The organism is Nocardia sp. NPDC050712 (genome assembly GCF_040654295.1).
GTDB lineage: Bacteria > Actinomycetota > Actinomycetes > Mycobacteriales > Mycobacteriaceae > Nocardia.
The window spans coordinates 702,335-723,455 of the sequence record NZ_JBFAHT010000002.1; the positions used below are offsets into that span (position 1 = coordinate 702,335).

General features: G+C 68.9%; 20 protein-coding genes. 12 read left to right on the forward strand and 8 right to left on the reverse strand.

Annotated elements, in window-relative coordinates; all coding sequences use genetic code 11:
* Window positions 1–7 precede the first annotated feature (7 nt).
* From AB0H76_RS13720 to AB0H76_RS13730, 3 genes are read left to right on the forward strand one after another with little or no spacing between them, the layout of a single operon-like run.
* Window positions 8–1,357 carry a cytochrome P450 gene (locus AB0H76_RS13720; protein WP_357322288.1) on the forward strand — a complete coding sequence of 450 codons (1,350 nt, stop codon included), beginning with the start codon at window positions 8–10 and terminating at the stop codon, window positions 1,355–1,357.
* Entirely contained in the window at window positions 1,354–2,214 is an 861-nt protein-coding gene (locus tag AB0H76_RS13725; protein ID WP_357322291.1) for an SDR family oxidoreductase, read from the forward strand. Before AB0H76_RS13720 ends, AB0H76_RS13725 begins: the two co-directional genes overlap by 4 nt.
* Window positions 2,211–2,624 (forward strand): SCP2 sterol-binding domain-containing protein, encoded by a 414-nt coding sequence (locus AB0H76_RS13730; RefSeq protein WP_357322294.1) that lies wholly within the window; start codon window positions 2,211–2,213, stop codon window positions 2,622–2,624. Before AB0H76_RS13725 ends, AB0H76_RS13730 begins: the two co-directional genes overlap by 4 nt.
* A gap of 71 nt (window positions 2,625–2,695) precedes the next feature.
* Here AB0H76_RS13730 and AB0H76_RS13735 read toward each other — a convergent pair whose 3' ends face one another.
* Both AB0H76_RS13735 and AB0H76_RS13740 read right to left on the reverse strand, forming a co-directional pair.
* Window positions 2,696–3,388: an alpha/beta hydrolase gene (locus AB0H76_RS13735; protein ID WP_357322296.1), complete on the reverse strand. Its 693-nt coding sequence runs from the start codon at window positions 3,386–3,388 to the stop codon at window positions 2,696–2,698.
* 73 nt (window positions 3,389–3,461) lie between these two features.
* Window positions 3,462–4,811 (reverse strand): DUF1254 domain-containing protein, encoded by a 1,350-nt coding sequence (locus tag AB0H76_RS13740; protein WP_357322298.1) that lies wholly within the window; start codon window positions 4,809–4,811, stop codon window positions 3,462–3,464.
* A 170-nt stretch (window positions 4,812–4,981) separates the two neighbouring features.
* Here AB0H76_RS13740 and AB0H76_RS13745 point away from each other — a divergent pair, with 170 nt between their 5' ends.
* The 4 genes from AB0H76_RS13745 (at window position 4,982) to AB0H76_RS13760 (ending at window position 7,821) form a co-directional block, all read left to right on the forward strand.
* On the forward strand, window positions 4,982–6,310 hold the full coding sequence (locus AB0H76_RS13745) for a DUF1254 domain-containing protein (RefSeq protein WP_357322301.1): 1,329 nt from the start codon (window positions 4,982–4,984) through the stop codon (window positions 6,308–6,310).
* A gap of 50 nt (window positions 6,311–6,360) precedes the next feature.
* Entirely contained in the window at window positions 6,361–6,543 is a 183-nt protein-coding gene (locus AB0H76_RS13750) for a hypothetical protein (protein WP_357322303.1), read from the forward strand.
* 38 nt (window positions 6,544–6,581) lie between these two features.
* Complete coding sequence (locus AB0H76_RS13755; RefSeq protein WP_357322306.1) at window positions 6,582–7,061, forward strand: hypothetical protein; 480 nt, start codon at window positions 6,582–6,584, stop codon at window positions 7,059–7,061.
* A gap of 172 nt (window positions 7,062–7,233) precedes the next feature.
* Window positions 7,234–7,821 carry a maleylpyruvate isomerase family mycothiol-dependent enzyme gene (locus AB0H76_RS13760; RefSeq protein WP_357322309.1) on the forward strand — a complete coding sequence of 196 codons (588 nt, stop codon included), beginning with the start codon at window positions 7,234–7,236 and terminating at the stop codon, window positions 7,819–7,821.
* Here AB0H76_RS13760 and AB0H76_RS13765 read toward each other — a convergent pair.
* The 3 genes from AB0H76_RS13765 to AB0H76_RS13775 form a co-directional block, all read right to left on the reverse strand.
* The gene (locus AB0H76_RS13765) at window positions 7,811–10,183 is read right to left on the reverse strand and encodes a glycoside hydrolase family 65 protein (protein ID WP_357322312.1); all 2,373 of its coding nucleotides are present in this window, start codon (window positions 10,181–10,183) and stop codon (window positions 7,811–7,813) included. The genes AB0H76_RS13760 and AB0H76_RS13765 overlap by 11 nt on opposite strands.
* Entirely contained in the window at window positions 10,180–10,917 is a 738-nt protein-coding gene (locus tag AB0H76_RS13770) for a beta-phosphoglucomutase family hydrolase (RefSeq protein ID WP_357322315.1), read from the reverse strand. Before AB0H76_RS13770 ends, AB0H76_RS13765 begins: the two co-directional genes overlap by 4 nt.
* Window positions 10,918–10,989: 72 nt before the next feature.
* Window positions 10,990–11,502 carry a DUF3558 family protein gene (locus AB0H76_RS13775; protein WP_357322318.1) on the reverse strand — a complete coding sequence of 171 codons (513 nt, stop codon included), beginning with the start codon at window positions 11,500–11,502 and terminating at the stop codon, window positions 10,990–10,992.
* Window positions 11,503–11,663: 161 nt separating this feature from the next.
* Between AB0H76_RS13775 and AB0H76_RS13780 the strand changes: the two genes are divergently transcribed.
* The gene (locus AB0H76_RS13780) at window positions 11,664–12,146 is read left to right on the forward strand and encodes an HAD domain-containing protein (RefSeq protein WP_357322321.1); all 483 of its coding nucleotides are present in this window, start codon (window positions 11,664–11,666) and stop codon (window positions 12,144–12,146) included.
* Between the two features lie 28 nt (window positions 12,147–12,174).
* Here the strand turns inward: AB0H76_RS13780 and AB0H76_RS13785 are convergent, their stop codons facing one another.
* Window positions 12,175–12,852, reverse strand: coding sequence for a phosphodiesterase (locus AB0H76_RS13785; protein WP_357322323.1), 678 nt, complete (start codon window positions 12,850–12,852; stop codon window positions 12,175–12,177).
* 153 nt (window positions 12,853–13,005) lie between these two features.
* Between AB0H76_RS13785 and AB0H76_RS13790 the strand changes: the two genes are divergently transcribed.
* Window positions 13,006–14,451 carry a serine/threonine-protein kinase gene (locus AB0H76_RS13790; RefSeq protein ID WP_357322326.1) on the forward strand — a complete coding sequence of 482 codons (1,446 nt, stop codon included), beginning with the start codon at window positions 13,006–13,008 and terminating at the stop codon, window positions 14,449–14,451.
* A 52-nt stretch (window positions 14,452–14,503) separates the two neighbouring features.
* Here AB0H76_RS13790 and AB0H76_RS13795 read toward each other — a convergent pair whose 3' ends face one another.
* Window positions 14,504–15,502, reverse strand: coding sequence for a polysaccharide deacetylase family protein (locus AB0H76_RS13795; RefSeq protein ID WP_357322329.1), 999 nt, complete (start codon window positions 15,500–15,502; stop codon window positions 14,504–14,506).
* Window positions 15,503–15,669: 167 nt separating this feature from the next.
* Here AB0H76_RS13795 and AB0H76_RS13800 point away from each other — a divergent pair, with 167 nt between their 5' ends.
* Window positions 15,670–17,238, forward strand: a complete 1,569-nt coding sequence (locus tag AB0H76_RS13800; RefSeq protein WP_357322332.1) for a putative glycoside hydrolase — start codon at window positions 15,670–15,672, stop codon at window positions 17,236–17,238.
* 2 nt (window positions 17,239–17,240) lie between these two features.
* On the opposite strand, the gene AB0H76_RS13805 is transcribed toward AB0H76_RS13800, so the two are convergent.
* Entirely contained in the window at window positions 17,241–18,446 is a 1,206-nt protein-coding gene (locus AB0H76_RS13805; protein WP_357322334.1) for an acetyl-CoA acetyltransferase, read from the reverse strand.
* A gap of 146 nt (window positions 18,447–18,592) precedes the next feature.
* Here AB0H76_RS13805 and AB0H76_RS13810 point away from each other — a divergent pair, with 146 nt between their 5' ends.
* Both AB0H76_RS13810 and AB0H76_RS13815 read left to right on the forward strand, forming a co-directional pair.
* Complete coding sequence (locus tag AB0H76_RS13810) at window positions 18,593–19,555, forward strand: winged helix-turn-helix transcriptional regulator (protein ID WP_357322337.1); 963 nt, start codon at window positions 18,593–18,595, stop codon at window positions 19,553–19,555.
* 95 nt (window positions 19,556–19,650) lie between these two features.
* Window positions 19,651–21,120 carry a carotenoid oxygenase family protein gene (locus tag AB0H76_RS13815; RefSeq protein ID WP_357322340.1) on the forward strand — a complete coding sequence of 490 codons (1,470 nt, stop codon included), beginning with the start codon at window positions 19,651–19,653 and terminating at the stop codon, window positions 21,118–21,120.
* Window position 21,121: the final 1 nt, after the last annotated feature.

The following is a 21,121-nucleotide window of genomic DNA, read 5'->3' on the forward strand; positions in this document are numbered from 1 at the left end:
GCCCAGCATGTTGATGGAACGAATCGAAACCGGGCACGGGACGCTGTTGCCCACGCCCCCGGGGCCCTGGCTGCCCGGCGTCGTGCAGTCGGTGCTGTTCACCTGGTGGCGGCACCGCTGGGCGCTGAGCCTGCGCGCCAAGTACGGGGATGTCATCTCGATGACCATCTACCCGTGGCGCAAGGTGGTCCTGCTCTACGAACCCCGCCACATCGCCGCCATGTTCTCCGCCCCGACCACCAAATTCCATGCCGGCGAAGGCAATCGGGTGCTCGCGCCGGTGATGGGACAGCAGTCGGTGTTCATGGCCGACGGCGCGGACCACAAGCGGTTGCGGCGGCTCATGGCGCCGCTGTTCTCCCGCAACGCGGTTCGCGGGTATATGGACATGGTGCGTGAGCTCACGCTGACCGAGGTGGACAGCTGGCCGGTGGCCGCGCCGTTCGAAAGCCACGACCGGATGCGGGAATTGACGCTCGACATCATGTCGCGGGTGACCTTCGGGCTGGCCGACGGACCGGTCTTCGACCGGATGCGCGAGCTGCTCGGCCGGTTGCTCAGCATGGACCTGGTCATCCTGATGGGCCTCAATGTGCCCGGCGCGCACCGCGTCGGGCCGTGGCGCAGCGCGATGAACCTGGTCGGGGAGATCGACGCGCTGGTCTACGAGGTGATCGCGGAGCGGCGGGACAGCTCCGATCTGACCGAGCGCACCGACGTCCTGTCCCGGCTGCTGCTGGCCGGGGAGGGTGGGGATGGCTTGTCCGACTTGGAGATTCGCGATCAGTTGATCACCCTGCTGATCGCCGGGCACGAGACCACCGCGACCGGGCTGGCCTGGGCGCTGCACGAGCTGGCCCGGGACCGGGAGGTCGCCCGCAAGGCGGCCACCGCCGCGGTGCTGGACGACACCGCCTATCTCGAAGCGGTGGTGAAGGAATCGCTGCGGCGGCACCCGGTCATCTTCGAGGTGACCTGGACGCTGACCGAGGACGTGTCGCTCGACGGCTACCGGTTGCCCAAGGGCAGCACCGTGATGCCGATGATCGGCATCGTGCAGAACGATCCCGCGAATTTTCCGGAGCCGGAACGCTTCCGGCCGGAACGCTTCCTAGAGGGTGAGGTTTCGCCGGCCACCTGGCTGCCCTTCGGCGGTGGCGCACGACGCTGTGTCGGTGCGAATTTCGCGCTGATGGAGGCCACCGAGGTGCTGCGGGTGCTGCTGGCGCGGCGGATGATCACCACCGATCTGCGCGCACCGGAGGCGGCCAGCTCCAAGCACGTCGCCTTCGCGCCGGCCAAGGGCGCGCGGATCAGCGCGCCCCCGCTGGTCGAGGTCGGCGGTGACGGCCGATGAGCGAGTTCGTCGGGAAGACCGCGGTGGTCACCGGCGCGGGCTCGGGCATCGGGCAGGCGCTGGCGCGGCAACTGGCCGCCGCCGGCGCCCGCCTGGCGCTCTCCGATGTCGACGAGGTCGGGTTGGCGGCGACCGTGCAGCAGGTGCGTGAGCTGGGTGGCGAGGTGCGCGCCGAGATCCTGGACGTGCGTGACCGCGCGGCGGTGCTCGGTTACGCCGACCGGGTGCGCGAGCAGTTCGGTGCGGTGCACCTGGTGATCAACAACGCGGGCGTGTCGTTCACCGGTGAGATCGCCGAGACCGATTTCGCCGACCTGGAACGCGTCATGGACGTCAACTTCTGGGGCGTAGTACACGGCACCAAGGCGTTCCTGCCGCACCTCATCGCCTCGGGCGACGGTCGGCTGGTCAACATCTCCAGCATCTTCGGCCTCGTCGCGTTTCCCGGTCAAAGCGCTTACAGCGCGGCCAAGTTCGCGGTGCGCGGGTTCACCGAGGCGCTGCGGATGGAGGTGCGCGCCGCCGGTCACCCGGTGCGCGTCACCTGCGTGTGCCCGGGCGGCGTCAAGACCGCCATCGTGCGGAACTCGCGCGCGGCCGCGGGCATCGACGTCGATGTCCTGGCGGCCGCGTTCGACCGCGACCCCGGGGTTTCGCCGGTCGCGGCCGCGCGCACCATCCTCGCCGGTGTCCGGGCGGGCCGGGCGCGGGTGCTGGTCGGCCGCGACGCCTGGCTGCTGGACCTGGCCCAGCGCCTGCTCGGCCCCGCCTACCAGCGCGTGGTCGGACCGGAGGGCGGGCGGCTGCTCGACCAGGTCCGGCGCCGCCCCCTCGACAGACAGCGAGAATCGATATGAATATCGACACGACCGAGGCCGAATTCCAGCAGCTCGTCACCGGGTCCACCGACGCCGAGCTGACCGCGATCATGGACGATCCCGCCGAGCGGCCCCGCATACTGCGGCGGATCTTCGAACTATGGTGCGGTGGAATCGATTCCGCGAAGACCCGCAAGGTCGACGCGCTGATCCGCTGGCAGATCGGCACTGCCCCCGACACCTGGGACATGCGAATCCACCACGGCGCCTGCACCGCCACCCCCGGCCCCACCCCCGCCACGCCGGTCGTCACCGTCACCCTCGGCGACGTCCCCTTCCTGCGGCTGATCGCCCGCCAAGCCAACGGCGTGCATCTGCTCGCGACCCGCAAGATGCGCATCACGGGCAGCATCCCGACCGCGATGCGCCTGGACACCTGGTTCCCCTGACCCGGGTGGCGCTCGCCTCGTTCGGGACGACAACGACCTTGTCTTCCCGAACGAGGCGGGACGCGCTGTGCTCAGGCGAGTTCGGCGGCGGCGCTGTCGATGAGGTCGGCGATCGCCTGCGGTTGTGCGGCCAGGGAGGCGTGCCCGGCGGGCAGTTCGACGATGACGCGCGGCCGCATGCGCGCGGCCATGCGTCGCTCGTTGTCCGGGTTGATCATGCGGTCTTCGGTGGACACCTGATACCAGCACGGCTTGCGCTTCCAGGCGGGATCGGTGACCGCATCACCGAAAGTGGAGGCGAGCGGGGCCTTTTGAGTGACAGCCATGACGAGTTGCTCCGCGGCGGGTAGATCCTGACAGAAGCTTTCGCCGAACTTGTCCTGTTCGATCCACAGGTAGCCGTCGGAATCGGGCGCGATGTTGTCGAAGGCCGCGGGCGGCAATTCCTGGCTGATCTGTCCGGGACTTTCCCCGGCGTCGGGCGCGAACGCGGCGACGTAGACCAGCCCCGCCACGTTGGGCAGGTCACCGGCCTCGGTGATGACCGCGCCACCGTAGGAATGCCCCACCAGCAGCACCGGCCGGTCGATCTGTTCGATCATCTGCCGGGTGCGCGCCGCGTCCGCGGCCAAGGAGGTCAGCGGGTTCTCCACCGCGTGCAGATCTCGATATCCGCGTTGGTCGAGCTCGACGATGACCTTCGCCCAGTGGGCGGCGCCGCCCCAGAATCCGTGGACCAGAACGATTGCCGGTTTGTCAGACATCGTGGTGGGTGTCCTTTCTCGTGCGTATCTCCGGATCGCCTCACCCGGTTCGGGTGAGATTCGCAGTGCACCCCTACGGGTGGGGATCGACCGGTACCGCGTCGTCGAGTTGCCATTGCCTGTTCATGACTTCCGGGCCCACACCGTAGAACCGGAACATCAGCTCGAAGGTCTGGCTGTCGCCGGTCTCGATGGTGTTGGTTTCGAAACCGGCGATGGCGCGGGGTGCGAAGTACACATCGACCGAACCGTCGTCGTTGACCAGCAGGCCGGGCTGCTGGGACGACACCGAGTATTTGGTGTTGCCGCGAATGAGGGTGTGGTCCGCGCCGTCGTACATCGTGACCGACCAGTACTGCGACACCGGCACCCCCGCGGGCACGCGCATGCGGTAGGTGCGCCCGGATTCCAGGATCGCCCCGTCGCGGTCGCGCAGGGTCACCAGATAGAACTGGCCGATTCCGAGGCGTTTGATCCCGATGAACGCCATGTGATAGATCACCGCCCGGTCGGTGTAGGGGTAGACCTGGCCATTGGTGAAATTGTGGCTCTGGCCGTCGGTGAAATCGCGGCCGGCGGGAAAGAACCACTGGCGGCCTTCGTAGAACGGTGGCTCGGTGCGGTAGATCTCGCGCAGCCACGCGTGCGCCTCGCGCACCGCGCTTTCCAGCACTTCCACCCGCTGTGCGTCCGGGGCGAACGGTGTCCCGCGTTCGATACCCACGGTGGCCAGCATTTCGGCGAAGCCGCGGTCGCGGGCCAGCCACGGCTCGGCCTGCACGACACGATCCAATGCCCGCCAGAATTCCATCGTGTAGGGAATGCGGGTATCGATCACCTCGCCGTGCAGATCCCGCCTCGGTGTCTCGGGCCGATCGCCGGCCTCGGCCAGCGGATAGACGCGGATGCCGCGGCAGAAGGCCAGACCGTTGTCGAGGGCCTGCTGCGTCGCTTCGGGCAGCACCGACCGCAGCAGCGCGTACGCCCGGTTGGTATCGCAGCGCAACACGAGGTATCCCTCGGGGACCTCGCCGTCGAAACCGGGCGGGAGAACCAGGTAGCGGCCGCCTTGGCCCGCGTCGGCGCCGAACTTGCCGACATCTTCGAGCGGAACCTGCCAGATGTTGCACACGCTGCCGTTGAGCACGTGCTGCTCGGTGCCCGGCGGAATCTCCAGGACGATCGGCCCGTCGCGGCCGGGGTCGATGAACGCCATGTAGTAGATCAGATCCGGATTCGGTGTGAGCGTCTGATTACGCCAGTCCACCAGCTTCGACCAGTACAGGAACTCGACCTTGCCGTGCGGTGCCAGCACCGACCGCATCACCTCGTAGTTCACCGCGGCCATGCCCCACACCGCCGCTTCCACGGCGCGGCGGTGGACAGCCCGGTCGGCGAGGTTCTCCGGAGTGGAACCGGTCATCATCTGCCTCCTGGAACACCGGGGATCGCGGGCGCTGTCACACACCGTGCCCGCCCGAAGCCGTTTTGAGTTCACCCGCAACGGGTGAACTCATCCCGTTCGGGTGAGGCGCCGATAGCCGGGGGTGGTCGAAGGTTGTAGCCGTGCCCGGACGAAACGAGGGGAAGCCGATGACCCAGGTAGTGCCGGAGGTCGCCGCGCGCGCCTACCTCTACGGATTTCCGCTCGTGTTCAATCTGGACCAGGTCGACCGCTACGTGCGGGCGGGGGTCGGGGCGAATCCGGCGGCGCCGTTCAACACCTTCTCCCATGCCAGGACCCTGGCCGGGCCTGCGGATACGTTCGTCACGATCAACAACGACACCCTGTATTCGATGGGGCAGATCGACCTGTCGGTCGGGCCGGTGGCCCTGCACGTTCCCGACACCGCGGGCCGGTATTACGTGCTGCAATTCGTCGATGCCTGGACCGACAACTTCGCCTACGTCGGGCATCGCGCCACCGGCACCGCCGCCGGTGACTTCCTGCTCGTGCCACCCGGTTGGACCGGGCAGGCTCCGGACGGGACCACCGTCATCGCCTTCCCCACGACCATCGCCTCGATCGTCGGCCGGTGGGCCTGCTCCGGTACCGCGGATCTGCCCGTCGTGCATGCCTTGCAGGACGCGACCACGTTGACGCCGGTGGACCCGGGCGCCCGTCCGGCCGGGCTGCCCAGTCCGGATCCCGCCGTCGACGCGAGCCTGCTGTTCTGGGAGAAGCTGCGGCTGTGGTCGCAGGCGTTCCCGCCCGCGCCGCGCGACCGCGAACTCCAGGATTCGTTCGCTCCGATCGGGATCGGTGAGAAGGAATCGCCGTACACCGCGCCGGACGAGCCGACGGCCGCCGCGCTGCGCGCGGGTTTGCGGGCGGGGGAGAAGAACCTCGATACCGCGCTGACCCACGGGTCCAGCCCGGAAGTCAACGGCTGGAAACTCACGCTGCACGCCTTCGACTACAACCTCGACTACTTCGAGGTCGGGGCGCTCGACGACCCCCGATTCCAGATCGCCGATCCGACGCTGCGGATCATCGAACGCGCCGCCGCGGCCAAGGGCGGCCTGTGGGGCAACCACGCCTACGAGGCCGCCTACATCATGACCTACCTCGACGAGCGGGGTGAACAACTCACCGGCGCCCACACCTACACCCTGCGCCTGGACCCCACCCCGCCCGTGGGCGCGTTCTGGTCGGTCACCATGTACTCGGTCCCGGACTTCTACCTGGTCGACAACCCGATCGACCGCTACTCGATCGGGGACCGCACACCCGGCATCGTCTACGACACCGACGGCTCCCTCACGATCACGATCAGCCACACCGCCCCCACCGATCCCACCACCCGCGCCAACTGGCTCCCCGCACCCGCCGGCGAATTCCGTCCGGTGCTGCGCATGTACGAACCCGCCGAAGCGGTCCTGAACCAGACCTACGTCGTCGCCCCGATCACCAGAACCTGACCACCGCGAAAGCCGTTGACGCCCAACGCGATCAGCCGCATGATCGGCCCATGGAAATCGTGGCACACAGCCCGAACGCCGACATCTACCCAGCCACCCCCGCCTGCGCGACCGTGAACGCCGAAGCCCGAGTCGCCGCCCTCGGTGGCCGCCCCGTCCCCACCACCGCGATCGTTGCCCAGCTCTTGGAAACCGAGTGGCTGGTCGAAATAGAGGTCATCGCAGCGGACTAGGCTGGGGCGCCTCTTCGGATGCCCAAGGGAGCGTTGTCATGGTGCGGTTCGGTGTCACCGGCCACATGAATATCACGGAGGCCACGGCGCCTTTGGTGTACGAGTCGATCAGAAGGTTGTTCGCCGGCGAGGATTCGGCTGAACTCGTCGGGGTGAGTTGCATTGCGCGCGGGGCTGATTCCGTGTTCGCGCAGGCGGTTCTCGATGCCGCCGGGCGCTTGGAAGTCGTGCTGCCGTCGAGGAACTACCGGCAAGAGAAGGTGAAGCCGGAGCACGTCGAACTGTTCGACAATTTGGTCGGCCTGGCCGCTGAGGTCCGGACAATGCCGTTCGAGAATGCTGGCCGCGAGGCGTATGAAGCGGCAAACGAGGCCGTGCTGTCGTCCTGTGACCGTTTAGTTGCGGTGTGGGATGGTGCCACCGGCAAGCGCGGAGGGACGGCCTCCGTGGTCGATTCCGCCCGACGGCGAGGTGTGCGTGTAGACGTGGTCTGGCCAGAGGGTGCACAGCGCGGCTGATTTGCTGCTCCGACCGTGAGCGGAGGATCGACGCCCTCCCACCGGAAATGCATCTCACCCTGCGGATGCTGATGGAGGAGATCACGAGGGGATCCGGCCGGCCCGCCCGATGAGTTTCGGCGATCCGGTCGGTCTGTATGGGCAATAACCATCGACCGGGAGATTCGAGATCATGGACCGTGAACGGATTCAGGAGCAGGTGCGGGTGGAGCGGGTGGGGCTCGCGGACTTTCTGGAGGGGTTGACGGTGGAGGAGTGGGGGCGGGGGTCGCTGTGCGGGGAGTGGAACGTGCACGAGGTGGTCGCGCATGTCACGTTGTCGAATCGGGATACTTTGCGGTCGACGCTGGTGGGGGTGGTCAAGGCCAAGGGGAATTGGGATCGGGCCAATGCGAATGCGGCGGTGGAGAGGGCGCGGGAGTACGGCCCGGCGGAGTTGATCGGGCAGTTGCGGGACGGGGCGGATTGTCATCGGCGGTCACCGGGGGCGGGGGTGCTGGATCCGCTGGCGGATCTGATCGTGCACGGGCAGGACATCGCGCGACCGCTCGGTCGGGAGTTGCCGACATCGAGCGAGTGGGTGGTGGCGTCGCTCGACCATGTGCTGGGCAGCATGTTCTACGGCGCGAAGAAGCGGCTGCGCGGCAAGCGGCTGATCGCTACCGATGTGCCGTGGAGCTACGGGGACGGGCCGGAGGAGGTGCGCGCCCCGGTGGTCGATCTGCTGCTGATCGCCACCGGGCGCGACGTCAAGGCTTAGTGCCGCTGTCCTCGGGCTTCTTGCGGTCGTAGGGTGCACGCCCGGCGGGCAGCGGCGGCGCGGGCTTCTCCGGCAGCTCCGGAATCGTCAGCGTCACAGGCGATTCGGTGAGTTCGAAGCTGTCGCCGTGATGCCGCAGGGTGAGCGGCGCACCCGAGAGCAGCCGGTAGGTGGCCGCGCCGGGCGTGATCTCGACCTCGACGCGACTGTCCCGCCAGATGATCCGGAACGCGAGGCGGTCGAGTTCATCGGGCAGCCGCGGCGCGAAGCAGAGCCGCCCGCCGTTGGTGCGCATGCCGCCGAAACCGCCGACGCAGCAGAGCCAGGTGCCGGCCAGGGACGCGATGTGCAACCCGTTGGCGACGTTGCGGTGCAGATCGTGCAGATCGGTCAGCGCGGCCTCCCCGAAGTAGGCGTACGCCAAGCCCATATGGCCGACCTCGGCGGCGAGCACGGACTGCGGGCACGCCGACAGCGACGAGTCGCGCACCGTCAGCGCCTCGTAGTACTCGAAATTGCGGGCCTTCTGCTCCGGGGTGAACATCTCCGGCCGCAGATACATCGCCAGCGTGAGATCGGCCTGCTTCACCACCTGCTTCCGATACAGATCGAAGTAGTGGTAGTTCAGCAGCAGCGGATATTTCTCCGGCGGGGTCGCGGCGAAGTCCCAGCGCGCGTGGCGGGTGCACCCTTCGGACTGCTCATGCACGCCCAACTCCGAGTTGTACGGCAGCGCCATGCGTTTCGCGGCGTCGCGCCACTTCGCGAGCTCGGTGTCCTGCACCTCGAGGCGGCGCGCGATCTCGGGCCGGCGCACACACGCCTCGGCCGCCTCGTGCAGATTCTGCTGCGCCATCAGGTTGGTATAGGTGTTGTTGTCGGCCAGGGCGGAGTACTCGTCAGGGCCGGTCACGCGATCGATCCGGAAGGCGCCCGTCCCGTCGAAGTGGCCCAGGCCCGCCCACAGCCGGGCGGTCTCCACCAAAAGCTCTACACCGCACTCGGTTTCGAACTGCTCATCCCCGGTGGCGGCGAGATAGCGCACCACGGCGTCGGCGATGTCGGCGTTGACGTGCACGGCCGCCGTGCCGGCCGGCCAATACCCCGAGGCATCCTCGCCGTTGATCGACCGCCACGGGAACATCGCCCCGGGCTGGCCCAGCTCGCGGGCGCGCTGGCGGGCCTGATCCAGGGTCGCGTGCCGCCAGCGCAGGGCGTCACCGGCCGCGATCGGGTTGGTGTAGATGAGCGCCGGGAGCACGAAAGTCTCGGTGTCCCAGAACGCGTGGCCGTCGTAACCAGGGCCGGTGAGCCCCTTGGCCGGGATCGCGCGGGTCTCGCCGCGGGCTCCGGCCTGCAGGACATGGAACATCGCGAACCGCACGGCCTGCTGCAGTTCCGGGTCGCCGTCGATCTCGATGTCGGCCTCGGCCCAGAACCGGTCCAGGTATTGCCGCTGCCGGTGCAGCAGTTCGTCCCAGCCGGTCTCCAGACCCGCGGCCAGGGCCGCGTCCACCTGGGCCCGCAGCGCCGGGACGGAGCGGCGGCTGGACCAGCCGTAGGCGAGATACTTTGTCAGACTGAGCTTGTCGCCCTTGGCCACGTCGACCGCGATGGTCAGCCGGGCCAGGTCGTCCTCGGCGTGGATATCGCAGCGCGGCGTCTGCGCCACGTCCAGCTCGTGATGCATGCCCGCCGCCATCCGCAGCCCGGATTGCCGCGTGTGATGGGCGAGTACGGCGCTGAAATCGCGGGCCGAGGCGAAGTCCGAGACCAGCGGGCGGTCCAGCTTCGCCGCCACCCGCGGATCGTCGGCCTTCGTCGGAATCGGTTCGTTGGCCAGGAGATCGGACTGGATTACCAGATCCAGATCCTCGTCGAGCGGTTCCACCTCGTAGCGGATCGCGGCCAGGGCCCGGTCGGTGAACGACACGAGCCGTTCGGTACTGATCCGCACCGACTGGCCGGTCGGAGAGGTCCATACAGTGGAGCGGCGCAGGGTGCCGGACCGGAAGTCCAGCACCCGTTCGTGTTCCACCGCTTTGCCGTAGCGCAGGTCCAGGGGCTCGTCCCCGACGAGTAGCCGGATGATCTTTCCGTCGGTGACGTTGACCATCGTCTGGCCGTGGCCGGGGTAGCCGTAACCGCTTTCGGCGTAGGGGAATTCGCGCTTCTCGTAGAACCCGTTGAGGTAGGTGCCCGGGGTGCCGACCGGCTCGCCCTCCTCGAAGCTGCCGCGTAATCCGATGTGGCCGTTGGACAGCGCGAAGATCGATTCGGTGCGCGGCAGTGCTTCCAAATCCAATCCGCACCAGCGCAATTCCCAGGGCGCGATCTCGAAGCCGCCGCACTGCTGTTTCATCGCTGTTCCTCCAGCTCGGTGAGATCGGTGACCACCACGTCGGCCCCGCTCTCGCGCAGCGCATCGGCGTGCCTGCCGTCGCGCACCCGATCGACACCCACCACGTAGCCGAAGGCACCGGCCCGCGCCGCAGCCACCCCGGCGACGGCGTCCTCGAAAACGACTGCCTGCCCGGGTTTCACGCCGAGGGCCTCGGCGCCGGCGAGGAACGAATCCGGGGCCGGCTTGCCGCGCAGGCCCCGGCGGGCGATCTCGACACCGTCGATCCGCACGTCCACCAGATCCGTCAGCCCCGCGGCCGCCAGCACCGCTTCGGCATTCGCCGAGGAGGTCACCACCCCGATGCCGAGTCCGGCGGCGCGCAGCCGGGACACATAGCCGACGGACTCGGGATAGACCTGGATCCCGTCCCGCTCGATCAGCGACAGCAGCAACTGGTTCTTCTGATTGCCGACCCCGTGCACCGTCGAATCCCCGGGCAGGTCCTCGGGATCGCCCTCCGGCAAGCTGATGTCACGCGAGCCCAGGAATTCGCGGACACCGTCCGCGCGCGGACGCCCGTCGACGTGGGCCAGGTAGTCGTCCTCGCTGAACGGCTCGTAGCCCTCACCCAGCCGGCGCGCCAGCAACGCGTCGAACGTGTCCTTCCACGCCTGCCGGTGCACCTGCGCGGTATCGGTCAGGACGCCGTCGAGATCGAACAGGGCCACCGTGATCGAAGCTGAAAACGCCATACGTCGGAGCTATCCCGGAAACAGCCGGGCAAACCGGGCGTCGCGGGAATTTGTGGACGAGAAATTCGGCAACTAGGCCGCCGGTAGGTGGATGTGCAGCTTGCGCGCGAGATCGGCGACCTGCGCGCAAGAATCGTCCACGGTCAGTGGCGAACGGCTGGTTACTTGCAGGAATACGGTGCCTTCGACGGTGTCGAATCCGACGCCGCAGGTGTTGTGCGCCCGGTCGCGGGTTTCGGCGGCGGCGCGGTCATCGATGACGACCGGCTCGGGGTCGCTCAGGAAATCGGTTGTCCCGGTCAGCTGATCGAGCGACAGGCTGTGGGTGAACGCGTCGAAGTCCCCGCGCAGCCCGCTCCACCGGCACCCCTTGTCGCCTTTGCCGCGCGCGCTCTCGGCCTGGTTATCCTTGGTATCGGGGTCGAAACCGGCGTCGTTCAGGATGTTCTCCGGAATGCCGACGCACGGATCCCACAGCTCGGCGACCGCGAGGACTTTGTGCTGGGCGAAATGCGCCCGGCCGATGTGCGTCTCGGAGATCGAGCATCCCGCGCCCAGTCCGGCCGCGGCCAGTACCAGCAGCACGAGCCCTCTCCCACGTACGCGAACATCCATGCCGCCGCCTTCCGTGCCGCCGCCCGCGGAGCGATCCCCGGCCCGCACCGGCCCGCTCCCTGCCTGGGGCAATCGTATAGCTAATCGTTATCCGAATGCGGGACCAGCGACGGCGGGGCTAGTGTTCGGCTGTGCGACCCCTGCTCTTTCTCGACGTCGATGGTCCGCTCATTCCGTTCGGGGGCTCCGCGAACGAATACGCGCGAGGGCAGGTGGCACCCGGTGCGAATCCACTTCTCGGGCGGGTCGATCCCGCGCACGGCCCACGCCTGGCGGCGCTGCCCTGCGAGCTGGTGTGGGCCACCACCTGGACCACCGACGCCAACGATCTGATCTGCCCGCGCCTCGGCCTGCCTGAACTGCCAGTGGTGCACTGGCCGGATTTCGACGACCCCGACGCGGACCACCGGCTGCACTGGAAGACCGAGGACCTGGTCGCCTGGGCGGACGGGCGGCCCTTCGCGTGGGTGGACGACGAGATCACCGCCGCCGATCGGGCGTGGGTTTCGGTGCACGCCACCGCGCCCGCGCTGCTGCATCGGGTGGATCCGCGCGTGGGCCTGACCGCGGCGGACTTCGATGTCCTCGCCGAGTGGTTGCGCGCGCCGGGCTGATCACCCGAAAGCGCCGCGGCCGTACACGTTACGGAATCTGATGCCGCCCGCGGCGGCTGCCGGTGTAGGCGAGTTCGCGGATCGTGCTGACCACGTCCGGGACCATGCGCACGCCCGGCGGGCAGTGCAGGATCGGATCGAAGTAGTCGACGGGGTGCTCGACGGCCTCGTCTTGGCGCAGGGTCAGCTCGGCGAACTTGCGGTGTGGTTTGGCGTAGCTGCCCGCGGTGAGCAGGAAGGTCAGCACATTCTCGCGCACATGCTCGGAGATCGCCGTCAGCGACGCCGAATCCGGTTGCGCGTGATCGGGTTCGGCGAACATCCAGGTCGCGTCGGAGTCGTCGAAACGGTAGGGCAGCAGGCTGCCGTAGCGGGCGTTGCGCCAGCCGCGGGTGGGCGTTACCAGGAACCGGGTGAGCGCGCCGGTGCCGGTGGTGGCCAAGGCGAAGTCCCAGGGCCGGTTTTCGCGGGTCGGCACTCGGAAGGCGAGGCCGAGCACGTCGGGCAGGCCCGCGGGCATGGAGGTCGCCTTGGATAGTCGCGCGGTCACCGGCTGCTCGCCCACGCCGAACAGGTGCTCGAACTCACTGTCCGCCCGTAATCGTCCGGTCAGGTAGAGGCCGTCGGGATGAAAGACGCGGGCGCGGCGGATACGCGCCGCCACGCCGAACACGTTCTCCACCACTGCTGCTGGGTACTGGGACATGGGAGTTCCCTCCACGGGTCGATTGCGTCCTCCCTGTCGACTGCCCGGCGGGACGCGCGGTAAACCGCCATCGGGACGCCGGACCTGTCGATCGGCCCGCGGAATTCGGCTTCCGCCCGGGCCTGTCGAGCCCGCGTGTGGTAGGCGTACAGGGTGGATGGCACACCGTTCGGCCGGTACCGGCTCGTCGAGTTACTCGGCGAGGGCGGGATGGGTCAGGTCTACCGGGCCTTCGATACCAGTACCGATCGGGTCGTCGCGCTCAAGGTGCTGCCACCGCATTTCGCGCACGACAAGATCTATCGGGAACGTTTTCGCCGCGAAGCGCAGGCGGCGGCGCGGCTGAGCGAACCGCACGTCATCCCGATTCACCAGTACGGCGAGATCGACGGCCGCCTCTACCTGGACATGCGCCTGGTCGAGGGCGCCGACCTGGGCTCCCTGCTGACACTCGGCGGCCCGCTGCCCGCGGCGAAGGCGGTGTCCTATCTCGAGCAGGTCGCCGCGGCCCTGGACGCCGCGCACGCGGCGGGCCTGGTGCATCGCGACGTCAAGCCGTCCAATGTGCTGGTCACCTCGGCCGATTTCGCCTATCTGATCGATTTCGGAATCGCGGCCGGCACCGGGGAGACCAGCCTCACCACGACCGGCGCGACCATCGGCACCTTCGCCTACATGGCGCCGGAGCGCCTCACCCAGGGCAGCTACGACGGGCGGGCCGACGTCTACGCCCTGGCCTGCGTGCTCTACGAATGCCTCACCGGTGCAAAGCCTTTCCCGGGCGAGAGCGCCGAGCGCCAGATCGCGGCGCACCTGACCGAACCGCCGCCGCGACCCTCGAACGGGCCGGTGTCCGCCGCGTTCGACGAGGTCATCGCGCGCGGCATGGCCAAGGACCCGGCACAGCGGTACCAGACCGCGGGGGAGTTGGCGGCGGCCGCGCGGGCGGCCGCCACCGCGCCGCCGACCCGGGTTCCGGCCACGGTCTTCAACCCCGCGCGCTTCGACCCGACCGAACTCAACCGCACTCCGTCGCCGGAAGGCTCGCAGCGTCCCGGACGGACCGGCATCTTCTTGGCGGCAGCGGCTGTGATCGCCGTGCTGGTGGTCGGCGCGGTTCTGGTGACCCAGCTTCGGGAGAGCGGGGGACAGGCGACCTCCCCCGGCCCGCCGCCGCCGGGTACCGCTTCCAGTTCCGCGACCACAGCCAGCACCGCACCCGCGCTGGCACCGACCACCGCACCCGCGACCACCCCGACAACGGCGGTAGCGCCACCGCAGCCCCCGGCCGCCGGCCGCCTCGCCGAGTTCGTCCAGCAGCACTACGCGTTGCTGCCCGGCGATCCGGCCGCCGCGTGGGCCCGCCTCACCCCGCGCTACCAGAACTACATCGGCGGCTACCCCAACTACCAGGATTTCTGGAACACCATCGCCGCCATCGACGTTCAGGTGCTCGGCACGGATGATGCCCGGCTGACGGTCGCCTACCGGCTCCGGCTCACCGACGGCAACGGCAATGTCGCCGCCGAATCCCGCGTCGCCGTCCTGGTCCCCGCCGGTTCTACCTACCGCATCGATAGCGCCGAACTCACCTCGTGACTACCTGCCGAGCTGCTATCGGGAACTGGCAGCCGAGGTGCGCCAGTGCTGATCAGTAGGGGTTGGCCTGTGTGGTCCAGGAAGCGGACAACTCCGCGGTATCGGCGTTCGGAAAGCTGATCGCGGCGCGATTGCCGTCGGAGGTGTAGCGCAGGGTGGGATTGGCGGCGAGCCAGTCGAGCCAGTACGCGGAATCGAACGGGACTTCGCCTTTGCCGGAACGGATTCGGGGGATGCCGGTGGGGTCGACGCGGCCGAACGGCGACGGGGCGGGGTTCGCGCCGACGAGCATGACCGCCTCGAAGCGGTAGGACGTGCCCGCCCAGCTGCCCGCAGCGGCCAGCGACCGGTCCGCGGGGGAGATGCCGAGCGGTAATGCCATGGTGCGCACCGGTTTACCGGGCACCGCCGCTTGAATCGCGTGCACGTTCTCGGCGAACTCGCGCTGCACACCGGCGCTGTCCAGGCGGGCGAGATCGGGATGGTTCGCGGTGTGCGAACCGATTTCGTAGCCGTGTTCGGCGAGCCAGGCCAGAGCGCGCGGGTTGTCACCGAAGGGCTGATTGTTGACGTAGAAGGTGGCCGTCACGCCGAAATCGGGGTAGCGAGACCGGAATTCCTCGAGGATGCCCACCGCGCAGTCCGGCGCGGGGTTGCCGTCCGGCCCGAACGTGACCTGGCTCAGCGTCGAATCGTCGAAGGTCAGGACGACCGGATGGGTGCCCGCCGGGATATCGAGGACGCCGGAGATGTAGTCGGCGGCCGTCACCGGGCGATACCCCTCGCGGTACAGGCGCTCCAGTTCCGCGCGGAATTCGGCGGGGGTCTGATCGTATTCGCCGGCCGGTGCGGGCAGCACCTGGTGATACATCAGCACCGGGACCGAGCCGAGTTCATTGGCCCGCACTTGGGCGGGGTCCACCGTCGGCGCGGGCGGGACGGTGGTGGGCGCCGGGGGCGGCGGCGCGGCGGCCTCGGGTTCCGGATCCGAACACCCCGCGACCGCGAAGACCAAGGCCACCAGAACACTTCGCACCAACCCACGCGCCACCGGTTCAAGGTACGGGCCGAGCGCGTGCTCCGGCACCGGCTCGGTCAACCCGCGATCAATTCGCAATCCGGGCATAACGATGTGCTGCACAAGATCGCGGAAAACCGGCGGCGCAACGGCGGTGCCGGGGATAGTAGAGTCCCCCGAAACGAAAGATGGTGTGCGCGTTGCTGAAACGGGTTCCGCGGTCCGGCCGTCAGCGGACGGTACTGGTAGCGGTGGTGGCGGTGGTAGCGGTCGGGGTCGTCTCGGTCGCGGTGGGCGCGATGCGCGGCTCACCCGGCGAGCTTCCGGTGGCCGGGCTGCCCGAGGGCCCCGTCAACGCGCAAGCGCTGGCGGACATGGTGATTCGGGTCGACGCGAGTGGCCACGATCCGCACGCGGTGCGGCTCGCGGTCGACGGGGAGCCGGTCGCCGGCACGGTCGAGGGCGAGACGGTGCTGGTCCGCCCGGGCCAGCTGCACGAGGGCGCACACCAGTTCACCGCCACGGTCCCCGGTGGATTCCTGCGCGACGGCCCGGCGACCACCCGGGCCTTCACCGTCGACGTCACGGCACCGGTGGTGCTGGTGGCCGCGGCGCCGCCGCCGACCTCCTACCGCCAGCCCTTCGTCGTGCGCGGCACGGTGCAGGGTGCGCAGCAGGTGAGCCTGGGTAGCCAGCCGATCACCCCCGCCGCGGACGGCGCGTTCGAGGTCTCGTTGCCGCGCCCGCCGGTCGGCGCGGAGATCCGGGCCGTGGACGCGGCGGGCAACGTGACCACGGTGCCGGTGACCGCGGGTGTCGACATCCCCCGCACCCGCGCCGTGCATGTCACCGCGCACGCCTGGTCACACGACGGGCTGCGGGAAAGCGTGCTCGAGCTGGCGCGATCGGGCCGGATCGACACCGTCCAGCTCGATATCAAGGACGAGGACGGCGTCGTCGGATACGACTCGCAGGTGCCGCTGGCCCGCGAATCCGGCGCCGCGACACCGATTTACGACGCGCCCGCCGCGCTCCGCCAGTTGCACGACATGGGCCTGCGGGTGGTGGGCCGGATCGTGGCCTTCCGGGATCCGCAGGTCGCCGAGTGGGCCTGGCACAGCGGGCGCACCGACTGGGTGGTGCAGAATGCGGGCGGGCAGCCCTACTCCAGCCACTACGGGCCGATCGCGTTCACCAATTTCGCGAACCCCGAAATCCGCGGATACAACATCGCTCTCGCGGCCGAAGCGGCGAAGCTGGGCTTCGACGACATCATGTACGACTACGTGCGCCGGCCCGACGGCCCGCTGGGGCAGATGCGGTTCCCCGGCGCGACAACCGATCCGACCACCTCGATCGCGGAGTTCCTGCGCGAGAGCCGGGACCCGGTGAACGAGGCGGGCGCGGTTCTCGGCGCGGCCGTCTTCGGCATCGCCTCCACCCGCCCGGAGCAGATCGCGCAGGACATTCCGATGATCGCGAAGCACGTCGACTATGTCGCGCCGATGCTGTATCCGTCGCACTGGAATCCCGGCGAATACGGTGTCGGCAACCCGAATTCCCAGCCGTACGACATCATCTACGCCTCGCTCGCCGATTTCATCCGGCTCACCGACAACACCGGCGCGGAAGTGATTCCGTGGTTGCAGGACTTCAGTCTCGGCGTGGCCTACGGCCCCGCCCAGGTGCAAGCCCAGATCGACGCCACGGCCGCCGCGGGCATCGACAGCTACATCCTCTGGAGCCCCAACGTGCGCTATCACCTGTGAGGTCAGGCCGATTCGACGATGAAGGCCGCGGTGGTGGTCGTGCTGCCGCCGAAGTTGAGCGTGGCGGCCCGCCGCGCGCCGGTGACCTGGTTGGCGGCCTGACCGGTGACCTGCCGGTGGCCGTCCAGCAGCATCCGGACGCCGGTCGCCCCCACCGGGTGACCGCCGCCGAGCAGCCCGCCACCGGGATTCACCGGTAGCCGCCCGCCGATCTCGAGGTCGCCGTTGTCGATGGCCTGCCAGCTCTGACCGGGCGCGGTGAGGCCGAAGTGGTCGATGGCCAGGTACTCGCTGATGGTGAAGCAGTCGTGGGTCTCGATGAGGTCGAGATCGTCGACGGCGGTGAGTCCGGCCCGGTCGAACGCGTCGAGAATGGTGCCGCGCACGTGCGGGAGTAGATAGTCCGCGCCGCGGGCCAGCTTGGCGGACAACGGAAGTCCGACGGTGCGATGCCCCCAGCCGGTGATCCTGGACAGCGGCCCCGGCACCGGATTCCGGTCCAGGAACCGCTGGTTGACCAGCACCACCGCGGCCGCGCCGTCGGTCATCGGCCCGCAGTCGACCTTGTGCATCCGGCCCTCGACGACCGGATTCGCGATCGGGTCCGCGGTGAAGCTCTCGGGACCGTAGGCCCAGCCGCGGGTTTGGGCGTTCGGGTTGGTGCGGGCGTTGCGGGCGTTGAGTTCGGCGATGGCCCAGAGCTTTTCGGGGTCCAGCCCGTAGCGGCGGTCGTACTCGTCGGCGATCGCGCTGAACATGTACGGCCACATGAACTTCGCCGCCTGCCCCTCGTGCCCGGCCCAGGCCGCCGCACCCATGTGCTGGGCCCCGATATCGCCGGGCACGGTCTTCTCCAGCTCGATGCCGAGCACCAGCGCGCAGTCGTAGCGGCCGGATTCGAGATCGGCCATCGCCGCCAGCAGCGCCAAGGAGCCGGACGCGCAGGCGCCTTCGTGCCGGGTGGCCGGTACGCCCCACAGGTCCGCGCACACCGTGGCCGGGAGACCGCCGAGTTGGCCTTGGCCGGTGAACAACTGGCCGAAGGCATTGCCGACGTGGATCACCTGTACCTGGGCCGGTGCGATACCGGTGCCGGCGAAGGTGTGTTCGAGGGCCTCGGCCATGAGGGTCGCGGTGTCGCCGCCCTCCTTGCTGATGTTGCGGGCGAAGTCGGACTGGTATCCGCCCGCGATCCATACCGAACTCATGCGACCTACCGCCTTCCGCGGAATACTTTTACTACAGTTAATGAAGTACAGTGTCGAGGCGAGGAACGCAAGGGTGGCCAGCGCCGCGGGCTGTGATTGACTGCCTGGGAAATGCCGGCGCGCGGGTCCGGCGGAGGAGGGTGTGCGTGTCGCTGTCGGAGGTTCGGGCCGCCGCGCCGGACGCGCAGGTCGGCGCCGGGATGGATCCGGTCGCCGCCACCTTCGATCTGCTCGGCGATCGCCTCACCCTGGCCATCCTGCGGGACGCGTTCCTGCACGAGGCGCGCCGCTTCAACCAGTGGATCGAGCGCACCGGTGCGCCGCCCGCCATGCTGACGTCCCGGCTCAACGCCCTGGTCGAGGCCGGTGTACTGCACCGCGTGCCGCAGCCGACCGCCGCGGACCGGCACGAATACCTGCTCACCGAGTTGGGTTTCGCGACCTGGGAGATCCTGATCTGCCTGTGGGGCTGGCACCGCGAGTGGTCGCCCTCGGGCGCGCTGCAACCGGAGCTGGTGCACACCGAGTGCGGGCACCGCGGCCCGGCCGTGGTGCTGTGCCGGGGCTGCGACCGCACCGTCACGCCGCACGAGACCGCGGTCGAACTGCGGCCCGACGCGGTGTGGGCGCTTGGCTCGAGCGGGCGCCGGCGGTCCACCCGCGCGCCCGAGGCGGCGCTGTCGGGGCGGGACATGTTCACCGAGGTGATGGTCGCGATCGGCGATCGCTGGAGCGCGGCGGTCACCGGGCTGGCGCTGGCGGGTATTCGCCGGTTCAGCGACTTCCGGGCGAACCTGGATATCTCGCCGACCACGCTCACCGACCGCCTGAACCGCCTGTGCTCGGCGCAGATCCTGCGCAAAGCCGATGGCGGACGGGAGTATCGGCTCACCCCGCGCGGACGGGCGCTGTTCGGGGTGTACGCCTTCCTGCTGTCCTGGTCGGCCCTGGCCTACCCCGGGGCCCGGCCGGGGGTCATGATCCGGCACAGTTCCTGCGGTCAGGCGCTGGTTCCGGCGCTGCGGTGCCGCGGCTGCGACGCGCGAGTCGACCGTGCGGCAGTCGTTTTCGAGCCGCTGCCCGACCTGGCGCAGCCCCGCCTCGGCTGACTGCCGCCCCACGCTCCACCGCCCGGTGTTCACCCTTGACACCTGACCCATGAGACCTGTATCACTTCATTAACTGTACTAACTAGGAGCAGTTGATGTCGCTGAACGAAGAACTTGTCGCCCCCGCCGCGGCGGCTTTCGCCAACCCGTATCTGGCGGGGCCCTACGCGCCGACGCAGGACGAGGTCACCGTGGCCGACCTGCCGGTTCTGCACGGTGAGGTGCCCGCCGACCTGGACGGGGTCTACGTGCGCAACGGCCCGAACCCGCAGTTCGCGCCGATGGGCCGCTATCACTGGTTCGACGGTGACGGCATGCTGCACGCCGTGCACTTCGAGAACGGCAAGGCGAGCTACCGCAATCGGTATGTGCGCACCGCCGAATTCGAGGCCGAGCGGGCCGCCGGCACCGCGCTGTGGCGCGGCGTGATCGAGCCCTGGGACGACAACCCGCCGGGCGATCGCCGCGAACGCAACTCCGCCAATACCGATCTGGTCTTCCATCACGGCAATCTGCTCGCCACCTGGTATCGCGCGGGCAAACCCTATGCGCTGGACCCGATCACGCTCGAGACCCGCGGCGTCGACACCTTCGGCTCGACACTCAGCTGCGAGATGTCGGCGCACGCGAAGGTCGACGAGCGCACCGAGGAACTGATCTTCTTCGACTATGGCATCCACTCGCCGTACCTGCGCTACGGCGTCGCCGACCCCGGCGGCACCGTCACCCATTTCACCGGCATCGAATTGCCCGGCCCGCGCCTGCCGCACGATATGGCCGTCACCGAGAACTATTCGATCCTGATGGACCTGCCGCTCTACAACGACCCGCGCGCCGCCGCCGCGGGCCGGTTCAAACTGTTCTTCGACCGGGAGTTGCCCAGCCGATTCGCGATCCTGCCCCGCTACGGCGACGCGAGCGAGGTGCGCTGGTTCGAGGCCGCGCCCGGCTACATCTACCACTCGGTCAACGCCTGGGAAGACGGCGACGAGATCGTCCTGGTCGCCTGCCGGGTGTCCAAGCCGAGCCCCGTCACCGACCGCACCAACCCCCTGGCTCAGCTGCTGGCCTACCTGCGGCCCGAGGCGACGTTGCACCGCTACCGGTTCAACCTGCGCACCGGTGCGACCACCGAGGAACCCATGGACGACGTGAACACCGAGTTCCCGGCGATCGACCAGGGCATGACCGGCCACCGCGGCCGCTGGTCGTATCAGATGCGGCTCTCGGTCGACCACACCATGCTCTTCGACGCGATCGTGAAATACGACGTGCTCACCGGCGCCAAGCAGACGCAGGAATTCGGGCCCGGGATCGCGGGCAGCGAGGTGACCGTGGTGCCGCGACCGGGCGGCGGCGGTGAGGACGACGCGTGGCTGACCATGTTCGCCACCAACATCGAAACCGGCGCGTCCGAGGTGTGGATCTACGACGCCGCCGATCTCGCGGCCGGGCCCAGCTGCCGACTCGGTGTGCCGGTGCGGGTGCCGCTCGGCTTCCACGCCACCTGGGTCAGCGGCGAGCGGATGCGCGCCGCCGCGGCGCCGTCCGAGATCAACGGCTGAG